The 19,548-nt window shown below is 54.7% G+C and carries 17 protein-coding genes; 12 read left to right on the top strand and 5 right to left on the bottom strand.

Features of this window, described 5'->3' with window-relative positions; all coding sequences use genetic code 11:
- The first annotated feature begins 73 nt into the window (after positions 1 to 73).
- Positions 74 to 772 carry a hypothetical protein gene (locus tag PLD04_06730; protein ID HXK68023.1) on the top strand — a complete coding sequence of 233 codons (699 nt, stop codon included), beginning with the start codon at positions 74 to 76 and terminating at the stop codon, positions 770 to 772.
- A 6-nt stretch (positions 773 to 778) separates the two neighbouring features.
- On the opposite strand, the gene PLD04_06725 is transcribed toward PLD04_06730, so the two are convergent.
- A complete protein-coding gene (locus PLD04_06725) occupies positions 779 to 2,068 on the bottom strand; it encodes a replication-associated recombination protein A (GenBank protein HXK68022.1) in 1,290 nt (429 codons plus the stop codon).
- 22 nt (positions 2,069 to 2,090) lie between these two features.
- Between PLD04_06725 and rnhB the strand changes: the two genes are divergently transcribed.
- The gene (rnhB, locus tag PLD04_06720) at positions 2,091 to 2,702 is read left to right on the top strand and encodes a ribonuclease HII (GenBank protein ID HXK68021.1); all 612 of its coding nucleotides are present in this window, start codon (positions 2,091 to 2,093) and stop codon (positions 2,700 to 2,702) included.
- On the top strand, positions 2,693 to 3,505 hold the full coding sequence (locus PLD04_06715; GenBank protein ID HXK68020.1) for an MBL fold metallo-hydrolase: 813 nt from the start codon (positions 2,693 to 2,695) through the stop codon (positions 3,503 to 3,505). The genes rnhB and PLD04_06715 overlap by 10 nt, the downstream gene beginning before the upstream one ends.
- Here the strand turns inward: PLD04_06715 and PLD04_06710 are convergent.
- The gene (locus tag PLD04_06710) at positions 3,447 to 4,187 is read right to left on the bottom strand and encodes a TlyA family RNA methyltransferase (protein HXK68019.1); all 741 of its coding nucleotides are present in this window, start codon (positions 4,185 to 4,187) and stop codon (positions 3,447 to 3,449) included. The genes PLD04_06715 and PLD04_06710 overlap by 59 nt on opposite strands.
- Before the next feature lie 46 nt (positions 4,188 to 4,233).
- Here PLD04_06710 and PLD04_06705 point away from each other — a divergent pair, with 46 nt between their 5' ends.
- The 6 genes from PLD04_06705 to PLD04_06680 all read left to right on the top strand — a co-directional run bounded on the left by PLD04_06705 (position 4,234) and on the right by PLD04_06680 (position 14,020).
- Positions 4,234 to 6,204: a sulfatase-like hydrolase/transferase gene (locus PLD04_06705; GenBank protein ID HXK68018.1), complete on the top strand. Its 1,971-nt coding sequence runs from the start codon at positions 4,234 to 4,236 to the stop codon at positions 6,202 to 6,204.
- Between the two features lie 92 nt (positions 6,205 to 6,296).
- Entirely contained in the window at positions 6,297 to 8,081 is a 1,785-nt protein-coding gene (locus PLD04_06700; protein ID HXK68017.1) for a M48 family metallopeptidase, read from the top strand.
- Positions 8,078 to 10,084, top strand: a complete 2,007-nt coding sequence (locus PLD04_06695) for a M1 family aminopeptidase (protein HXK68016.1) — start codon at positions 8,078 to 8,080, stop codon at positions 10,082 to 10,084. Before PLD04_06700 ends, PLD04_06695 begins: the two co-directional genes overlap by 4 nt.
- Positions 10,085 to 10,177: 93 nt before the next feature.
- Positions 10,178 to 10,588, top strand: a complete 411-nt coding sequence (gene ssb, locus PLD04_06690; protein ID HXK68015.1) for a single-stranded DNA-binding protein — start codon at positions 10,178 to 10,180, stop codon at positions 10,586 to 10,588.
- A gap of 68 nt (positions 10,589 to 10,656) precedes the next feature.
- Positions 10,657 to 12,297 (top strand): ABC transporter ATP-binding protein, encoded by a 1,641-nt coding sequence (locus PLD04_06685; GenBank protein HXK68014.1) that lies wholly within the window; start codon positions 10,657 to 10,659, stop codon positions 12,295 to 12,297.
- Positions 12,275 to 14,020 (top strand): ABC transporter ATP-binding protein, encoded by a 1,746-nt coding sequence (locus PLD04_06680; protein HXK68013.1) that lies wholly within the window; start codon positions 12,275 to 12,277, stop codon positions 14,018 to 14,020. Before PLD04_06685 ends, PLD04_06680 begins: the two co-directional genes overlap by 23 nt.
- Here PLD04_06680 and PLD04_06675 read toward each other — a convergent pair.
- The 3 genes from PLD04_06675 to PLD04_06665 all read right to left on the bottom strand — a co-directional run bounded on the left by PLD04_06675 (position 14,017) and on the right by PLD04_06665 (position 17,300).
- Positions 14,017 to 14,937, bottom strand: coding sequence for a DMT family transporter (locus PLD04_06675; protein ID HXK68012.1), 921 nt, complete (start codon positions 14,935 to 14,937; stop codon positions 14,017 to 14,019). The two genes, PLD04_06680 and PLD04_06675, sit on opposite strands and share 4 nt — an antisense overlap.
- Entirely contained in the window at positions 14,934 to 15,827 is an 894-nt protein-coding gene (locus PLD04_06670; protein HXK68011.1) for a DMT family transporter, read from the bottom strand. Before PLD04_06670 ends, PLD04_06675 begins: the two co-directional genes overlap by 4 nt.
- A gap of 66 nt (positions 15,828 to 15,893) precedes the next feature.
- Positions 15,894 to 17,300, bottom strand: a complete 1,407-nt coding sequence (locus tag PLD04_06665) for a radical SAM protein (GenBank protein HXK68010.1) — start codon at positions 17,298 to 17,300, stop codon at positions 15,894 to 15,896.
- A gap of 19 nt (positions 17,301 to 17,319) precedes the next feature.
- On the opposite strand from PLD04_06665, the gene PLD04_06660 reads away from it, so the two are divergent.
- The 3 genes from PLD04_06660 to PLD04_06650 all read left to right on the top strand — a co-directional run.
- A complete protein-coding gene (locus tag PLD04_06660) occupies positions 17,320 to 17,979 on the top strand; it encodes a 7-carboxy-7-deazaguanine synthase QueE (protein HXK68009.1) in 660 nt (219 codons plus the stop codon).
- A gap of 63 nt (positions 17,980 to 18,042) precedes the next feature.
- Complete coding sequence (locus PLD04_06655; GenBank protein ID HXK68008.1) at positions 18,043 to 18,456, top strand: cobalamin B12-binding domain-containing protein; 414 nt, start codon at positions 18,043 to 18,045, stop codon at positions 18,454 to 18,456.
- A gap of 122 nt (positions 18,457 to 18,578) precedes the next feature.
- Positions 18,579 to 19,548 (top strand): response regulator (locus PLD04_06650; GenBank protein ID HXK68007.1); only part of this gene is annotated, 970 nt, incomplete at its 3' end.

The raw sequence follows: 19,548 nt of genomic DNA, 5'->3' as shown, positions 1-19,548 counted from the left end.
TGGCGCAACCCTCAGGTAAGGTCAAGGAATCCGGGGGGTGTGGTATCCTACCGTTTCAGACAGGAGGCATCCCATGATCCGTTTCGTCGCAGCCGTTTTGATTGCAATGTTCATGATCCTATCCTCTGCCTATGCCGAGGATCCTTCTTTTAGCGAACATGTTCAGGTGCTGAAGGAACTTCGGGATTCGTGCAATTTCCCGGAGCTGATCGCCAAAGCGGAAGCTTTTCATGATCAATATCCGGATGCCTATGCTTATACAGAAATGGTGATTGTCTACAGCCTTCGTTCCGGTGATTTTGAAAGGGCGCGGGCGACAAAGGACTCCCTGATCAACAAGTATGGAGCCGATCCCGGATTTAAGGAAAACCTGGAACAGCTGTCCATTCTCTTTGCGTTTTACGAGAGTGAGCGATTTGAATATGCGAGCCAGGTTCGTCCGGGGGTGAAGCTGACGCCCTTCGCGCTGGAAGCTGTGATCCTATCCTCGATCCTCTCCGGGAGCACCGAAAGATTTGATGCCTGTGACCGCTTCCAGAAAATTCCCTATTATTGTCTCCTTGCCCGCAAGAGTGAAGGAACCTATGTTCCCCTCAATATGTCCTATGACGCAGGATTGCCCTCGATGGTGCTGGATTATGTCAATGGGAAGACAAAACGGGCCGATCTTGATAAGGACCTTGATTCTTGCCTTGCGGATCTCCCGGTTTTTCGAAAACTCCTGACCCGTGTTCTGGACCGGATTTCCGGGCCGGAGAAATCTCATCCCTGACCGGTCCTACTCCTTTTCCAGAAGGGACCGGTTCCGTTCAATTGTTTCCATGAGCCTGGCAATTTCAGACTCAAACCCCTTGAGCGACGGCCGGTAAAAGACTTCTTCGGATAAGGAGTCGGGCATACAGTTCATGGAGGTAACCCCCAGAGCTTCATCATGGGCATAGCGATAGCCTTCCCCATAATGAAGTTCCTTCATCAGAGCCGTGGGAGCATTTCGAATGTGAAGCGGAACCGGTTCTCCGGAAGTTTCCAGCGCCGCCTGCCGTGCCCTGCCATATGCCGTATAGATCGCATTGGATTTTGGTGCGATGGACAGGTAGACCGCCAGTTCGGCCAGAGCCAGGCAGCACTCGGGCATCCCCATGAAGTGGACGGCCTGCTGTACCGCGACGGCGAGCTGGAGTGCGTGCGGATCGGCAAGACCGACGTCTTCCACAGCGGTCCGCATCAGGCGCCTTGCGATGTACAGGGGATCTTCCCCCGCGGTGAGCATCCTCGCAAGCCAGTAGAGAGAGGCCTGGGGCTCCGAGTTCCGTACGGCCTTGTGGAGGGCCGAGATCATGTTGAAATGGCTTTCCCCTGCTTTGTCGTACTGGGGGATGGGCTGCCGGGCAACGGTTTGCACGGTTTCGACGCTGATCGATGAGGTCACCTGTGCACACATTTCGAGGAGGTTCAGGGCCACCCGGGCATCACCGGCACACAGCCCCGCAATGGCATCGGCTGCCCTGGGTTCAATCGTGACGGAACCGTTCAGGCCGTGGGGGCTGGAGAGGGCCCGCTGTATAAGGGTATGGATCTCGTCCGGGGACAGAGGGGAAAGAGTAAGAACACGGACCCGGGAAAGAAGGGCGGCGTTGAGCTCGAAGGACGGATTTTCCGTTGTGGCTCCCATCAGTATGATCCGTCCCTCTTCCACCGCATGGAGGAAAGCGTCCTGCTGGCTTTTATTGAATCGATGGATTTCATCCACAAAGAGTACGATCTGTCCCATTCGTTGAGCTGTTTCGATGGCCGAGCGGATTTCCTTTACACCTGATGTGACGGCGGAAAAGGCAAGAAAGGGAAGGTCTACAGCTTTCGACAGGATCCGGGCAAGGGTTGTTTTCCCGCTTCCAGGAGGGCCCCAGAAGACGAGGGATGGGAGAGATCGGGCCTTCAGGGCGCTGTCCAGCATGGATCCCGGTTTCCACATTTCATCCATCCCCAGGAGTTCTTTCAGTGATTGAGGGCGCATCCGTTCCGCGAGCGGAGGTGCATTCGAACCGTAAAGGCTTCCCTGACCTTCCATGAATTCAGTATAATCTTCTGAGATGAATTCAGGCAAGATCTCTGCAGGCATTGATGAAGCCGGACGGGGTGCGGTCATGGGGCCTCTCGTAGCCTGCTGTTATGCGACCTCAAACAAATCCAGGTCAGAATTTCGTGACCTGGGGGTTGTGGATTCGAAACGGCTGACCGGGCGTCAGAGGGAATCCCTCTTTCCCGAACTTCTTCGCAGGGCGGTTTCGATTCACTGGACCTTTCTGTCTCCACCGGCCATCGACGGAGAGAACCTGAATGCTCTGTACACCCGCCACGTGATTCACCTTATCCGCTTAAGTCCGGCCGTCAGGGTCGTCGTGGATGCGCCGGTTCCCTCCTCGGGACTGAACCGGTATCGACAGGAACTGCAGGCGTTCTGTGGAGATGTGGAGGTGGAAGCCTATAACGGAGCGGAAGATCGGGATCCTGCGGTGGCTGCCGCCTCCATCTGCGCCAAGGTCGTCCGGGACCGGGTCCTCGCCAGGCTTGCCCAACGCTTCGGATCGGTGGGAAGCGGGTATCCTTCTGATCCGGCAACCGTTTCCTGGTTGAAAGACCATTATGATCAGGGTGTGGAAGCGGGAATTGTCCGGTCCAAGTGGAAGCTTGCATGGCGGTAATGTACGAAGCGGATCCGGTCACCTATGTTCCCTGCAGAAGTCGATTCGGTGTGACAGGATTCTTCAGTGTCGATGAAACTCTTATCGACTGCGGGCCATCCTGCCATCACAGAACCTTCAGGGACTTTCTAACCGAGAATCCGGCAAAGAGGGTCCTGATCACCCATAGCCACGAAGATCATGCCGGAAACGCCTCCCTGGCCCTGTCCCGCGGGATTATCCCCATGGCTCACGAAAAGGCTCTCCCCATCTTACGAAAGGGAATCCCTTCCCCTGCCCGGTACAGAAAGTGGATGTGGGGGAAGACGCCCCCGGTGGAGGCTCAGGCTCTTCCCGAAGTAGTGGAAACCCCTCACCACCACTTTATCGTACTCCCGACCCCGGGACACAGTGCCGATCATGTCTGTTTCTATGAACCCAATCAGCGCTGGCTTTTTGCCGGGGATCTCTTTCTTTCCCGCAAATTGATGTGGCTGGGGCAAACGGAAGAGATCGACGGGATGATCGCAAGTCTGGCCAGGGTCTCCGATCTGGAAATTCGGACGCTGTACTGTGCCCATGTCGGTCCGATCGAGGATGGAAGCTATTTTTTGCGGGAACGTCTGACCTATATTCTGGATCTCAGGGATACGGTGCGTGGCCTGGCCTCCCAGGGATACAGTGTGCATTCCATCCAGAAACGGCTGCGAATGAAGGATCGGCGGATTCGATGGTCCACCCTGGGGGAACGGTCAGCTGTGAACCTTATCCGGGCCCTGATTGCATCAAGAGGAACTGTTCGCGATTTCCCTTCGGGCCGGTGACCCGGGAGGGTGTGTCTCCCTTTCGGTGAAACCCGGCTTCGATAAAAGCCTGAGCAACCCGATCCACAGCCTGTCGAATATGGTCCGGGTTCCGAACCACTCCCCTGGGTGCCTGCCGGGGTTCGCATTCAAACTGCGGTTTCACCATGGAAAGGATCAACCCGCCGGAACGGATCAGGGGGGCGAGGGCGGGTATCAGCTTGGCAATACCGATAAAGGACACATCAATGGTAATCAGGTCTGCTTTCTCGGAAATGTCACCGGAAGTAAGGTGACGCGCATTCACCGTAACGGAAATGACCCTCGGATCCGCAAGAAGACGCTCATGGAGAAGATGCTTTCCCACGTCGACTGCATAGACTTTTTGTGCACCCTTTTGAAGAAGGCAGTCGGTAAATCCACCCGTGGACGATCCGACATCGATGCAAATCCAATCCGTGACCGTGAGTTGAAGATCCTGCAGGGCGCCCTCCAGCTTATATCCTCCGCGGGACACATATTTTGGTCCCGAATCGATCACAATCTCCAGGTCTTCGGGAACCGCCTGTCCCGGTTTTTCAAGCCTTCGATCGGGGGTGAGCACTTTGCCCATCCGGATCATGATCTGGGCCTGGTGTCGGGTTTCCGCAAGACCCCGTTTGACCAGGAGTTCGTCAAGACGTATCTTGGGTGGAGACTTCACACCCACATTGTACCTTCCGGTCCGTAACGGTACAATGGTATCCGCCGTGCGAACCATCCTTCTTTTATTGCTTTATTCGAGTCTTCTCATCGGAGCGGATCAGCCCGATATTATCCTGGTGACTCTGGATACGACCCGGGCTGACCATTTGAGTCTCTATGGATACGATCAGCCCACCTCTCCCCGGCTTGTGGAATTTGCCAAAACCGCGGTTACGGTTACCTATGCCTATTCGCCGGTTCCCCTTACGCTTCCAGCCCATGTCTCGATCCTCACTGGCATGGCTCCCGAAGAACATGGAGTTTTTCTGAATGGCCTGAAGATCCCGGAGGCACTTCCTCTTCTGCAGGAACAGCTTGCTTCCCGGGGATATGCCACGGCTGCGGTTGTCTCTTCCGCGGTTCTGCAGAGATCTTCCGGACTGAACCGGGGATTCGATGTGTACGAGGACACCATGACCTCCATCGGTACGGGAAGCGTTCCCAATGAATGTTCTGCAAAGGAGACGACAGAGCGGGCTCTTTCGCTTCTGAAATCCCTGAAATCTCCCTTCTTTCTATGGGTCCACTACTTTGATCCCCATTTTCCTTATCGCCCTCCGGCACCTTTTCGGGCCGCCTTTGCGAACCCCTATGATGGTGAGATTGCAGCCATGGATGATTCCCTGGGGAAACTGATCGCCGCCATTCCCGCTGCTGCCCGTATCGTAATCTGCGGAGATCATGGGGAAATGCTGGGGGAAAGGGGCGAACGGGAGCATGGAGTTCTTCTCTATGAACCTGCGGTCCGGGTTCCGCTCCTGATTCGTGCGGGAAAGGGCGAAAAGCGTGGGGAGATCGAGGGACCCGTAAGCCTTCTTTCCCTCTACTCCATGATTCTGAGTGGAGATGATTTTCCCCGCGTATCACGCAACGAGGAATCCCCTGTCTTCACAACGTACTATGGAGAGATGGTCTATGGATTTGAGCCCGTCAGGGGCATCCTGGATTTTCCATACAAACTTCTCTGGACCGGGGCAAAGACTCTCGCGCTCTATGAGGTTCAGAGCGATCCGAAGGAGACCGTTGATCTTGCTCCCCGGATGAGAAGAAAGGTCCGGAATATGCTGCAGATCTTAAAGGATCGAACGAAAAAATCCGCTCAGGTAAGCGGACAGGATCCCGAGGCATCGAAGCTTCTCCATTCATTGGGCTATCTTTCCCCTTCCCGGGACTCGGTTTCTACCCTTATTCCGCCGGAGGAAGGGCTCAAGGCGAACCGGATCGTCGAGGAGGCGGAGGAAGCTCTTCAGTATGGCGATTCACGACGGGCCCGGGATCTACTCAACGGGGTTCTTACGCAGAATCCTGTCCATTCCGATGCCCTTCATCACATGGCGCGGCTTAGCCTCTCCAGCGGGAATTATCGGAGTGCCAGAACCTATGCGGATCGAATCGTACAATCTCAACCCTATCGCGCATCGGGTTATATTCTTCGTGGACTGGCGTTTGAGTCTCTGGGAAAACTGAAAGAAGCTCTGGAGGATTACGCGGAGGGCCTGCGGCTCGATGATCGGGATCCCGGAGCTCTTGGCGGATTGGCCCGGGTGAATCTGAAACTCGGAAACCTGGATGACGTCCTTGCGCTGCAGGATCGCACGGATCTTTCGGGAAAGCCTGTTCCCGAGGTTCTCAAATCTGTCTCCAGGGTGTTGGAGCTGCGGGGGGAACTGCCAGGCGCTTTCCGCATGCTTCACAGCGCCTATACCATGACCTCGGGTGATCCATCCCTTCTGCCCGACCTCGCACGATTGGCGGAGGGAGCAGGATATGCAGGTCAGGCCTATGTGTACTGGACCATGATTCTTCGTTCCAGCCCCCGTGACCCTGCGGCCCTTTTCTCTGCGGCCCGGCTGGGCCTGGGCCTGCAGAAGGATATCCCTGAAAACCGGCGTCGCTTGAATCTTGCCCGTTCTCTGTGCGGAAACTCCGACCTGTGCCGCACGATTGAGGAATGGATGAGCCGGGAAGAAAAGTGAACGATCCCCCCTCTTCGAACGTATACATCGTGACGACATTATGCAAGGACTGCAATTGAACACGACGGGGGAATGACTTACACTTGATTTCCGTGAAACGTCTAAAGTTTTGTGTCCGTCCGCCGCGGCCACGATGGATTCCATTCCAGAAGATCGTTCTGGTACTCGTTCTTCTATGCACTCACTCTGCATGGGGAGCGGAAAAGGGCAAGAAACCCTCCACGTGGTTTGATCGAAGCCTCGAATTTACTGTAGAGCTCTACAAACACTATCCCCCGGAAACCGATGAAGCGGAAATGGAACGGGTCAACAACCTTGCGTACCGGATTGCGGCTCAGCTTCCGGAAGTCCATACCCCCTATACGTTCCAGATCGTCAAAATGCGCGCACCCAATGCCTTTGCCCTGCCCGGTGGATTTATTTTCATTACGACGGGGATGTTAAAGATCAATTTGACGGATGAAGAACTCGCCGGCTTGATCGGCCATGAAATCACCCATGTATGGAAGGAGCATGCGGTCCATATGCAGAAGAAAGCCACACTCCTCTCCATGTTGTCCCAGGCACTTGTCATGGGAATCTTAGTGGGCGTGAAGGACCAGGGGAGGCAGGATTCCCTTCCCTGGGTTTACGCTCCAGACAGTGAGATTCGGCGATACGAAACGCAGAAGGACAATTATCTTCAGGGAGCCATTGCCTTTGGAGCTGTTTTTCAGGAGCTTCTGATGCAGGGGTATTCCAGAGGGTATGAGATGGAATCGGACCGGGAAGGGATGCGTCTGATGGCCATGGCCGGTTTCGACCCCGAAGGGACTCTGGACCTTCTTCAGAACCTTCACCATCGGATTTACGAAGCTCCGGGATACGGATACTGGCGGTCCCATCCCTACTTCGAAGACCGTGTGGAAGCTGCTGAACTACGCCTCCCGACCATCCAGGCCCAACCCGTAACGGACCCGACAGTGTTCCGGAGAAAAACACAGGAAGACCTCCTGAATATGGCGGATTCCTACGAAGGAGAAAAGAGGGACATTCTGGAACGGATGGCCTACTGGGCCTATCCCCATGGTCCCCGGGCCCTCGGTCTGCGAAGAACCATCCTGGATCAGCAGTTGTCCGGATTGAGACAGGAGGTTCCCCTCCGCAGGGACTATGGTGAAGTCCTCCGTACCGTGAATACCATGATCGAACATTTCGAAAATGACCCGGAGCTGGGAGAGCGCGCACTCGATTCCCTGAGGCAAGTTCGAGACTCCCTGAACGAGGACCGGGAAATCTGCCGTTCAGCCTTTCAGGGAATCCTCGAACACGGGGTTCCGGATATCCCCTTTCTGGAAACCTATTTGTCCAACTACCCGGAGGATTCCATGGCAGGTGTCGTGGCCTACACGCTCTTTCAGATGAATCGGCGTCTCGGACACGAAGAGGAAGCCGTGGAAGCGCTGGTGAAAGCCTATTCCTTTGAGGACTCTCGAGATCTCGCTATCCACGCCGCGGGAAATTATATTGGTTCCGTAAAAAAACTCCAAACCTGTCACTCCGTATTGACTACGATCCTGGATCCCGCCGTGACCCCGGCGGCCCGGCAGCAGATGGAAATGCTCTCCTTTTCCTATGATTCTCTGAAGGACGGAGCCCACTTCCTGGATGATGTCGAGGACTCGCCCTATGAAGAAACGATCCGGTCCCGTCTGAATGAACTGGCCTGGAATGCCTATCAGAAGGGAGGGATCTACGAAAAAGTTGGAGATCCACAGAAGGCGCTCGATATATTTAATGATATCCTTCTCTATGCGCCGGAATCAGAGGCTGCTCTGAGGATCCGGGAGAGTATTATGAAAGATTCAATGTCATCTGACCAAGGAGGTTCTTCATGAAACGTGTGCTTGCTCTGCTGGCCCTTGTGGCCCTCCCCCTGTGGGGAGCAACTTTTGAGGAACAGCTGAAAACTTTTCGATCTCCCATACTGGGATCGGAAGCCTTTATGCTGAAGAATTATACCCATACCTGGGGGAATACGGACTTTGCCTTCACGGGTAAAGTTGCTCCCCTGACCCTCCAGGACAAAACGGTGGGTTTCGCCTTCTCCGGGGAGGGGACGATCGCGATGCATGTGCAGAAAGGGCCCTTTCGTCTGGGGAATGTGACCAACCTGACGGAAAGCCATCAGATTAAACTGGAAGAAGGCGATGTCCTGACCGATACGTTTAAGGATGCCGTCTTTCTGGCCAATCGGATTCCCGAAGATCTGTTCTCCGGGGACAAGGCCGACATGGCCGGACTGAAGGACATTGTATCCAAGAGCCTTGAACGCTGGGATAAGACGCCCTACCAGGGGATGGATCACTTCTTTGCTCACATCCTTTTGAATGAATATGACGGACTGTCTCTGATTGCGACCTTCGAAGGGGGAAGAAAGGATGCCTTCTACCAGGTCGATGAGGTCAGTGAGAAGAGCGAATTTTACGGATACTGGAAAAAGAGTTCCGTATATGATCTTTACTATCTCGATTCCCTGGTGAGCCAGCCATTCAACTTCGATATCAGGAAGCGGCCGGAATATCCCTATTACCAGACCGACATCGATCTAGAGATTGTTTCCGAGGACAACACCTTTGTCCGGGAGAAGACAAAGACCCGGATTACCTCCAACAGCAGCGGGTTAAAGGTGATCGGCCTGAGCTTGATCAACGGGAAGGATCGATCCTATAAACCATGGAATGAATACGGCGATCCTTTTACCGTGACCAGGGTTACGGGGGAAGACGGGAAGCCCCTGGCCTTTTCTCACCGTTATAATGAGCTGCTTGTTGAACTTCCCAAAGCACTGAATAAGAAAGAGTCGGTTACCCTGACCATCGAAGCGGAAGGAAATCTCCTGAAAAATTACGAAGGGGACAGCTACCTTGTCCTGGGCAACTTTGATTATTTCCCGCAATTGGACACGACCTGGACAAAGGCTCCATTCCATGCCGTAATCAAGGTGAAAGATCCATACATTTCACTCGGCACGGGAAAGAACATCAAGCGATGGAAGGAAGGCGAGCTGAACTGTCTGGAAACCCGAGAAGAGCGCCCCATTTCCTTTCCATTCCTGGTGGCCGGGAAATTCGATGTGACGGAAAAGTCGGAAAAAGATTACGACGTCAAGGTCTATTCCTACGTTATGGGAAAACAGAAAGCCGGCAAGAAGCTGGCCAAGAACGGCCTGGCCATCCTCGATTTCTATTCCAGCGGGATGGCTTTGTTCCCCTACCATGAACTGGAAGTCGTGGAGATTCCCTACCAGCGGCATTTTTTCTGGCAGGCGCCATCCGGAGTGGTGGAAATTACCTCCGAGGCCTTCAATCCCCTCGGAGGAAGCGAAGATGACTACGATACCATCCTTCGAAGGCTCTTTTCCCTGGGGCAGAATGCACGGTATGCCCACGAAATCGCCCACCAGTGGTTCGGGAACCTTGTGGGTTTTGAAACGGAATACGATAACTGGATTTCTGAATCCTTCGCGGAGTACCTGTCCTACATGTTCATGAAGAGCATCGACAAGAAAAAAGCGGAGTCTCAGTACCAGATCTGGGTCAATTCAACCAAGGAGTGCGGAGACAAGGGAACCGTATATGGTGCGGCGTCCGCCGGGGAGTACTACACCTGCCTGCTCTACGGGAAGGGTCCCTTTGTCCTGGATGCGCTGCGGGCGGAGATTGGGGACGAAGCCTTCAATACGGTTCTCAATCTCATCACCAATGCGGCAGCGAAGAAGAACATGGGGGCCATTACGGAAGATCTCATTCTGATCGTCAACCATGTCACCAAAAAGGATTTTCGTCCCTTCTTTGACAAGTACATCTTTGGAGAAGAAAACCCGGAAGTGAAAAGTTAACCCCACATCCGATTTCACTCTTTCAGCCCCCGATGGATCGGGGGCTTTCTTTTTCAGGTTGTCAACTCCGGGGGGCTGTGTTACAGTGAGATCATGTCTCTAAATAAAGTTATTTTAGTCGGCCGTGTAGGCCAGGATCCCGAAATCCGAGCGACACAAACGGGTGTACCGGTTGCCAACTTCACCCTCGCAACGAACGACTACTGGCGGGACAAGTCCACAGGGGAGCGGCGTGAGCGTACCGAATGGCACCGGATCGTGGCGTGGGATCGTCAGGCTCAGTTTTGCGGGGACTACGTCCGTAAGGGGATGCTCATCCTTGTGGAAGGGAGCCTCCAGACCCGTTCCTGGGAAGGAAAGGACGGTCAAAAGCGATCCACGACGGAAATTCGGATACAGAATATCCAGATGCTTGAACGTAAGGGATCCACGGGTGATTCCGATGGAATGTCGGATGATCTGCCTCCCGATGATCTTCCTCCTGAAGGAGATGTGCCCTTCTGATTTCCTTTAGAAGCCATCTTCTTGCGGCCCTGAAACAGTCCTGGCCGCGCTACGGGGCGGGGCTCCTTCTGACAGCAGCATCGGTTTATGTTTCCCTTCTTATTCCTGTCTATGTCCGTCGTGCACTGGATACACCGACGCGACCTGAACTATTCCACGGCGCAATCATGGTTGTCGTTTTCGCATTGTTCTGGGCCGTTCTTCTTTATGGACAGCGCATGGTGATCGCCGTTGCGGCCCGGTCCATTGAATATCGCCTGAGAAACCTCTTTTTTGACCATCTTCTCCAGCTGCCTTCCCGTCAACATCGAGCCTGGCGTCCTGGAGACCTGATGGCCCTCACGGTGAACGATCTTCAGGCGGTTCGGATGATGATCGGACCGGGAGTGATGTACACCGTTTCCACGGTCATGGTGGTGGCGCTTGCAGCCGTTCAGATGGGTCGAATTCATGCCGGGTTGACCCTTGTGGCTTTGAGTCCTCTTCCCCTTGTTGCCTGGGTTACCCGCTTTTTCGGTCGAAAAATCCACGTGGTTTTCCGTGATGTGCAGGATCAATATGCCCGGATGAGCGCCTCCCTGCAGGAGGACCTGAAGAATCTGCGCGTTGTCCAGGGATTTTCTTCAGAGCAGGTTTTTGCGAAACGGTTTGACACGCTGAATGACGGGTATTACAGCAGGAATCTCCGGCTGATCAAGCTTCAGGCTGTTTTCTATCCTCTGTTGCGCCTCCTGATCGCATTAAGTTCCATCCTGATTCTTGCCTACGGAGGGATTCTTCTCCATCGAGGCATCCTGAGCACCGGACAGTTCGTGGAATTCCATCTCTATCTGATGCGACTGATCTGGCCCACGATCGCCTTTGGATGGGTCGCGAACCTGATCCAGAGAGGCAGTGCATCCCTCAAACGAATGGAATCTGTCTATACCGTGCAACCTGACCTGCCCCGGGTAAGGGGCAGCCTTGTCCCGGAACGGTCCATGGGGCTTCACGTTCGTTCACTGTCGGATGGAATCCTGGACCAGGTCAGCTTTCGCTGTTCACCGGGTGAATGGGTGGGGATTGTAGGGCCCAGCGGTTCCGGAAAGACAACTCTCCTGGATCGCATCGCCCGCGTGGAGGAGCCGCCCGCCGGTTCTGTCTTTCTTGGTGAAATGGACCTGCGGGATCTCCCCATTGATCAGGTCCGTTCCCTGATCGGCTATGTGCCGCAGCAGTCCTTTCTCTTTTCCGCCACGCTGATGGAAAATGTATCCTTCGGTCAGCCCGGTTCCCCCTATGAGGAAGTGGCCAGGGCTGTAGGAATCGCCGGTCTCCATGCCGATCTGGAACAATTTCCTTCCGGACTGGATACCGTCATCGGGGAACGGGGCGTAACCCTTTCTGGAGGACAGCGCCAGAGGGTCGCCATTGCCCGGGCTCTCTTAAAGCGTCCCGCTCTTCTCCTCCTCGACGATTGTCTTTCAGCCGTGGATACGGAAACCGAACTGCTGATTCTCCAGCAGCTTCGCTCCCATTTCCGAACCACCTCTTCCCTTATTGTCTCTCATCGAATGAAGATCATGACCCACGTCGATCACATCCTTGTCCTGGACGGAGGTCGAGTCGTGGAAGAGGGAACCCATACCGAACTTCTGGCCCGAAAGGGCCTCTATGCAAGACTCTGGGATCTCCAGCAGATACGCGATGAAATGGCACGATTCAACTAACCTGTTCAGACAGCTCCTTGGTTACCTGCATCCCTATCGCGGGCGGGCCCTGGTCGCGACCGGTCTCATCATTACCGCCTCCCTTCTCCAGCTTGCCGGTCCCGTCATCACCGCGTACGCTGTGGATCACTATCTTCTTCCCTCGGACGGAATCCAGAGGGATCTCACCGGGTTCTCCCTCCTGATCCTTCTCTATATCTTCATAAGTGTCGTAACTTCCGGGGTTCTCCATATCCAGACAAGAGTTATGGAGGGTACGGGCCAGAGGGTCATGGTCGATCTTCGGGCCGAACTCTATCGCCACCTCACCCATATGGACCAGAACTTCATTCACAGACATCCGGTCGGCAGGTTGATGACCCGGGTCATGAGCGACGTGGACACCCTGAATGAGCTCTTTACCAGCGGATTTGTCAGTATTTTCGGGGATTTCTTTCTCCTGGCCGGCATCATTGCCGCCATGCTTATCTTCAACTGGAAACTGGCGCTGGCCACCTTTTCCATCCTTCCCTTTCTGATCCTTCTCAGCGTCTGGTTCCAGCGGACGGTCCTTGCGGCCTATCGGGAGGTACGGCGCTCGATTTCCGCCCTGAACGCCTACCTTCAGGAACGGTTATCGGGGATTACGGTGATCCAGCTCTTTCAGCAGGAAAGAAGAACCATGGATACCTTCCAGGACCTGAATCAGAACCTGATGGATGCCAATATCCGGAGCATTACTTCCTATTCGATCTTTTTTCCGGGCGTGGAATTTCTTTCATCCGTCGGCCTGGCTATCATTGTCTGGGTCGGCGGAGGTCAGGTCCTGGAACAGAGCCTCACCTTCGGAACCCTGCTGGCCTTTATCCAATACACAAGACGCTTCTATGAACCTCTGAACGATCTGGCCGAAAAATTTAACGTCCTCCAATCGGCACGAGCGGCGGGTGAGAGAGTCTTTGATCTCCTCCAGACTGCTCCGGACCTCGTGAACATCGGAACCCATATTCCCGAAAATCTTACGGGAGAAATCCGGATTCAACGTGTTTCCTTTGCGTACGATCGGGAACCCGTATTGAAAGGACTGGACCTGACCATCCCGGCCGGTCAGAAAGTGGCAGTCGTCGGTCCGACGGGAGCGGGGAAATCCTCCTTTATTGCTCTGTTGAAACGCTTCTACGATCCGACGGAAGGGATCATTACACTCGATGGGGTTTCCCTGGCAGAGTACGATCTTCCTTCTCTTCGAAAGGTAATTGCGGAAGTGCAGCAGGATGTCACCCTCTTTCAGGGGTCGATCCTGGAAAATCTTCGAATGTTCGATTCGGAAATAACTCTATCCTCCATCGAAGCTATGATTCAGGATCTGGGTTTTTCCGAATGGTTTTCGGATCTGCCGGACGGTCTGCAGACTGAACTGGGAGCAAGCAACACGACTCTCTCCCTGGGACAGCAGCAGATCATCAGCGTGGTGCGGGCCATGGTGCAGAAGCCCTCTCTCCTGATTCTGGATGAAGCCACGGCTTCCGTGGACAGTATCTTGGAGCAGAAGATTCAGAGCGCCGTGGAGCGCCTTATGGAAGGGAAAACCACGGTCGTCATTGCCCATCGGCTGTCCACTCTGAGGGGATGCGACCGGATCCTGGTCTTTCTTGGCGGCCGTCTGGTGGAGGATGGAACGCACAGGGAGCTTCTTTCCCGAAACGGAATGTACACAAGGCTGTACCAGCTGCTTCAGGCTTAGATTACGTCAGAAACCGGGGGTGGGCCTCCCGGGTCGAGACGTTTTCCCTGGCGGGATGCCAGGAGAATGGCCGAGAAGATCAAGAAGATTCCAACAAGCTGGAGGGTTCCTACGGTTTCGCGAAAGATCAGGTAGGCCAGAATCGATGCCCCGATCGGTTCTCCCAGGATCACCACCGCGACCATCGAGGTCCGAAGGTGCTGCAGGGCCCAGTTGATGGTCGTATGGCCGATGATCTGCGGAACCAGGGCCAGGAGAACCATGTAGAGATAGGATGAGTTCGAGAATCCCCTGAGGGGAAGACCGGCCGCAAGGGTAATCAGCAGAAGAATGACGGCGGAGAAGGTATAGACCAGAACCACGGTTGTCAGGATGTCGGTTCTCTGGCGTAATCGTGCACCTACCATTAGATAGGCCGAAGCCAGAATGGCACCCAACAGGGCCAGGCCATCTCCAATCAGGGCCCTGGAATCGGTGATGGCCAGGTTCGTCAGTCCGGAATCGCCGACGGCCATGATCACGCTTCCTGTGATGGAAAGGGCAATGCCCGCCAGGAGCGCGGGAGGCTGTTTTTCCCTGAAAAAGAGATAGGAAAAAAAACCGACAAAGAGCGGATTGGTTGTAACCAGGACCACGCTGGATGCAACCGATGTAAATTTCAGGGATGTAATCCAGGTGGCGAAGTGAAGGGCGAGGAAGAGGCCTCCCAGAAAACCGAGAAACCATTGCCTTCGGGAGATGGTTCGGAAAGAAAAAGAGGATCGGGTCGGCGCCCAGGCAAGAAGAACGAGGGAAGCGATCACCATTCGATAGGTGGCGATAACCAGGGAGGGTACATCCTCACAGAAACGGATAAAGATCGCGGCAAAGGAGAGTGCCGCAATTCCAACGGTCAGGATCAGTGCCGATCGAATCATGCGTGAATCTCCGGATCGTCCAGATTCGTACCCCCGGACTTCGTGAGGATCATGGCGGCGATGATCAGGCCTCCGCCGAGATACTGACGGAGGTTCAAGGGGCTTTCCCCCATCAGGGCGGAGAAGATCGCCGCCGCTACCGGTTCCATGGTGAAGATAATCGCCGTATGGTTGGGAGAGGTGAATTTCTGAACTGCGGTCTGGACACCGAATGCGACGACCGTGGCAAAGATACTGGTCACGATCAGGGCCAGTATCACAGGAGACGGGAACGCGTCGGGAATAACCCCTGGATCGTAATAAAGAGAAAAGGCCAGAGATTCCAGCGATACGATGGAGACCTGGACCATTGTCAGGATGGCTGCATCATTCCGCTTTGAAAAGGTGTCCGTAAGGATGATATGAACCGCGCAGAAAATAGCGCAGATCAGAACGAGAAATTCTCCTGAAGTCAGAGAGATCGCCTCCCTGAGTGTGACCAGGGCCAGTCCGGCGAGGGCCAGCAGAATGCCAAGGGCCACGTTCCATGACGGAAGGGCCCGCCGGATCAATGACCAGAGGAGGGGGACAAAAATTACATAGAGTCCGGTAATGAACGCTGTGACGGAAGCCGGGGTCGTCCGGAGACCATAGGTCTGAAATGCAAAGACGAGAAAGAGAGCTGTCCCGAGAAAGAACCCATCCACCAGGCTGCGAAGTGGAATGGCTTTTCGCCGGACGAGGTTGATTCCAACCAGGAGAAGCCCGGCAAGGCCGAAGCGCATAAAGAGAAAGGAGTAAACGGGTATGTAATCAATGGCATCCTTCACCACGATAAAGGTGGAGCCCCAGATACAGGCCACGATAAAGAGAGAACTGTCTGCCAGAATTGCCCTTCGGGCGCTTTTCATGTCGGGTTTCCGGTACCTGAAAGCATGGTGTTCATTATCTCAGAAATCCTGAGATTCATCCGAGTATCAGAAACGGGCTACCGCGGGATCGGTCCTTGTAAACTCATCGACAAGGGCAGCGGCTTCATCGGGTGAAGCCCGAAGAAGCCTGTACTGCAAAAGTGCTTCCTTCCACTCGAATTTTTGAAGCCTGACACCGTTGATTGTGCGAAGCTCTCCCCGCAGTGTATTCCAGCGGGAACGAATGTCCTTTGCCGAGACCATGGGAACCTCCGACCAGGGGGTAAGAGGTTTGGGAACAAAGGGAGCTGCACTCACCAGGATTTCAACGGCTCGCCCCGTCTGTTTCTCGGAGGGGCGAAGGGATTTCCGCATCCGCTGAAGAAGGGATCCGATCGCGGCCATGTCTTCGTTTTTTTCCTCCGGCAGACCCAGTAAAAAATAGGTTTTGATTCGCGTGAACCCGGCCGCACCCGCACGGGCTACCGCATCGACGATCCTTTCGTCGGAATAGGGCTTATTCATGGCTCTTCTCAGTTCTTCAGCTCCTGATTCAGGTGCAATCGTCACGGTCGTTTCGCCACAGCGACGGAGAGCCTGCAGAGTCGCATCCTTCATGAAGGGAACCTTGATCGACGAGAGGGAGACTCTTTTGCCCCGATCGGCAAAGACGTTCAGGATTGCCTCCATATCAGGATGGTCCCCGACGGCCGCCCCGATCAGACCGAAATGGTCCACTCCGGGAAACCGTTCGGGCAGCTGCAGAATGGATGAGGCCGGGAAAGGATGAAAGGGACCCTGCGCGTGGCTGATAAAACAAAACTTGCAATGCTGGGGACAGCCTCTTCCTGCTTCCGTTAAAAAGGCACCAGGAAAGGCTGAGGATCGGGTGGTGAAGGCTGCAACCGGGAGGTTCTCTTCGAGTGCGAAAAAGGAGGGATTCACCTCCCGATAAAAATTTGGACCGGGCGGGAAATCACAGATAACGCCATCGATACGCTGAAGATCTTTGAAAAGAGCTTCCCGATCCTTCCTTGCGCACGCATCAAGAAGTGGGTTTCCCAGTAGCTCAATATCTCCCAGAGCGAGTGCGTCCACGATGGAAAGAAGCAGATGGGGAATCAATCTTGCGGAATGGCCTCCAAGAATCAGGAGCGGGTGTTTGGGAGACCGGTTCTCCCGGAGAGGAGGGATCTGCAGGTGAGTGAGCATGCGCACGAGATCGGGAAAAGCGGCTTCGTAGGGCATGGTGATAAAGAGTACGGACATCCCTCCCAGGGGATACCCGCTATGAACACCCCGCCGATCATTCAGGCTCGCCCGATCGCAAAAGACTTCGGGATGGCTGTTCAATCTCCGCCACACCCACTGAAACCCGAGATGAGCGGAACTTTCCGCGTAGGAGGAGGGTGATATCAGACAGGTTCGTACCGGCTTGTCCATGCCGGGCAGGAAGAATCGCGTTTCCTTCATCGTGATATACTATGATGCCATGAAAACCCCCTCGGAGCCTAAACTTATTGTGTCCGAGATCTTCTCGAGCATCCAGGGAGAAGGCCCCTTCTCGGGTCATCCCATGGTGTTTGTGCGCCTCTCAGGATGTCGGCGGCACTGCCGGTATTGTGATACACCCTACGCCCTTGACTTTACCGGGGACGAAATGTCCCTGGATGAAATCATGGAGAAAGTAAAGACCCATCCCTGGCGCCATGTCGAAATCACGGGAGGGGAACCGATGCACCAGGAAGGAACCGCAAAACTTCTCCAACGTCTGGTTGACGCAGACTATACGGCCCTCCTGGAAACTTCGGGTCTGGAAAGTCTTTCCCTCGTTCCGGAACAGGTCCACGTCATCATGGACATCAAAACGCCGGGCGCCGCCATCCACGGGTCCTTTCTTGAAGAAAACCTGAAACATCTTGGTCCTGAGGATGCCATAAAATTTGTTATCTGTGATCGAAAGGATTTTGACTGGGCGATTCATACGATCGTAGAACACGATCTTTTGAACCGATGCCCGGTTTATCTGTCCCCGTCCTTTCATGATCTCAGGGCAGAAATTCTGGCCGGATGGATCCTGGAGCAGGAACTTCCTCTGCGTCTCAACCTGCAGATCCATAAAGTCCTGTGGGGAGAAGCCAGAGCACGGTAGGAATTTCCGGAATTCCATGACGAAATGAAGGGGAATACGGCCAAGTTGTGATATAGTATCGCCATGAGCAGACCCATCCGAGTACTCGTGGCAAAACCGGGGCTGGACGGGCACGATCGAGGCGCAAAAGTTGTGGCCCGGGCTCTCAGAGATGCCGGAATGGAGGTCATCTATTCCGGGCTCAGGCAAACACCCGAGCAGATCGCCGTAACTGCGGTTCAGGAAGATGTAGATTTCATAGGACTTTCGATTCTTTCGGGCGCGCACATGACCCTCTTTCCCGAAATCCTTTCCAAGCTGAAATCCAGAAATGCCGAGGACATCCTGGTGGTAGCCGGTGGCATTATCCCCGAGCAGGATGTGGAGGCGTTGAAGCAAATGGGGATCAGAGAAATTTTCCTTCCTGGAACCTCGACACAGACCATTGTTGCCACGATTCAGGATCTTTACTCTCGAGTCAGGACCATTGAAACCTGATCGGGCGGCACACCGTTACTACGGTGAAAAAAACCAAGCAAAGGCTTGGAAAGATTGCATTTTCCGGGATAGGGCAATTGACAGTTGCCGTATCCCGATGATAACGTTACGTGGGAGGACCAATGGCTAAAAAGATCTTACTGGCAGATGACAGTTTGACCATTCAGAAGGTGATTGAGTTGACGTTTCCTTCCGACCGATTCGAGGTGGTGTCCTTTTCCAACGGAAAGGACGCTCTTGATAAACTTGACGCGGTCAGGCCCGATATCGTCCTCGCAGACGTCGTGATGCCATCCATTGATGGATACGAGGTGTGCAGACAGGTTAAAGCACGTTATCCAGGAACTCCGGTTGTTCTGTTGACGGGAACATTTGAGCCCTTTGATGAACAGAAGGCTCAGGATGCCGGAGCCGATGCCAATGTGATCAAGCCCTTTGATTCCTCTGCCCTGGTACAAAAGGTGGACGAACTGCTGGCTTCTTATGGGGAGGCTCAGCCTCAGCCGGAAGTTTCCGGAGTGCCCGAGGAAGCTCCCGCTGAACCCGCTTATGAACCGCCGGTTGTTCCTCCAGCACCGGGACAGCCCTCTTTTTCTTTTGAAGAGCCTTCTCCGGCACCCGTTCCCGGGGAAGAGCCTGCGGAAGAACTCTTTGACACGGGGGCTCCATCCGCGCCGGTTCAGGAAGAAGGACCCCTTTCCGATACCGTACCGGAAGCACCCGTTCCCGGAGACGTTCTGGCTGAAGAACCTCTATTCGATGTTCCGTCTGAACCTGCCGGGGCGTCGGAGGCGCCCTTTGCCGAAGAACTGATTCCGCAAGAGGCAGTTTCTTCCGCGCCATTGAACGAGGTTCCCGCGGAAGAGCCTGCGTATGAAGCCCCGGCCGAAGAGACTGCGGAAGCCCCCTCCTGGGATGCCCCGGTTCCGGAAACACCCGCGGAAGAGCCTGCGTACGAAGCCCCGGCCGAAGAAGCCGCGGAAGCTCCCTCCTGGGACGCCCCGGTTCCGGAAGCGCCCGCGGAAGAGCCTTCGTATGAAGCCCCGGCCGAAGAAGCCGCGGAAGCTCCCTCCTGGGACGCCCCGGTTCCGG

It is taken from the genome of Thermoanaerobaculia bacterium (genome assembly GCA_035593605.1).
Lineage (GTDB): Bacteria > Acidobacteriota > Thermoanaerobaculia > UBA2201 > DAOSWS01 > DAOSWS01.
This window is presented reverse-complemented; position numbering and strand designations above follow the sequence as displayed.

What these genes read in the sequence shown, in the direction of transcription:
- PLD04_06730 (HXK68023.1), top strand. Translation starts at nt 74, where the DNA reads ATGATCCGTTTCGTCGCAGCCGTTTTGATTGCAATGTTCATGATCCTA.
- PLD04_06725 (HXK68022.1), bottom strand. Translation starts at nt 2,068, where the DNA reads ATGGAAGGTCAGGGAAGCCTTTACGGTTCGAATGCACCTCCGCTCGCG.
- rnhB (HXK68021.1), top strand. Translation starts at nt 2,091, where the DNA reads ATGAATTCAGGCAAGATCTCTGCAGGCATTGATGAAGCCGGACGGGGT.
- PLD04_06715 (HXK68020.1), top strand. Translation starts at nt 2,693, where the DNA reads ATGGCGGTAATGTACGAAGCGGATCCGGTCACCTATGTTCCCTGCAGA.
- PLD04_06695 (HXK68016.1), top strand. Translation starts at nt 8,078, where the DNA reads ATGAAACGTGTGCTTGCTCTGCTGGCCCTTGTGGCCCTCCCCCTGTGG.
- ssb (HXK68015.1), top strand. Translation starts at nt 10,178, where the DNA reads ATGTCTCTAAATAAAGTTATTTTAGTCGGCCGTGTAGGCCAGGATCCC.
- PLD04_06680 (HXK68013.1), top strand. Translation starts at nt 12,275, where the DNA reads ATGAAATGGCACGATTCAACTAACCTGTTCAGACAGCTCCTTGGTTAC.
- PLD04_06675 (HXK68012.1), bottom strand. Translation starts at nt 14,937, where the DNA reads ATGATTCGATCGGCACTGATCCTGACCGTTGGAATTGCGGCACTCTCC.
- PLD04_06670 (HXK68011.1), bottom strand. Translation starts at nt 15,827, where the DNA reads ATGAAAAGCGCCCGAAGGGCAATTCTGGCAGACAGTTCTCTCTTTATC.
- PLD04_06665 (HXK68010.1), bottom strand. Translation starts at nt 17,300, where the DNA reads ATGAAGGAAACGCGATTCTTCCTGCCCGGCATGGACAAGCCGGTACGA.
- PLD04_06660 (HXK68009.1), top strand. Translation starts at nt 17,320, where the DNA reads ATGAAAACCCCCTCGGAGCCTAAACTTATTGTGTCCGAGATCTTCTCG.
- PLD04_06655 (HXK68008.1), top strand. Translation starts at nt 18,043, where the DNA reads ATGAGCAGACCCATCCGAGTACTCGTGGCAAAACCGGGGCTGGACGGG.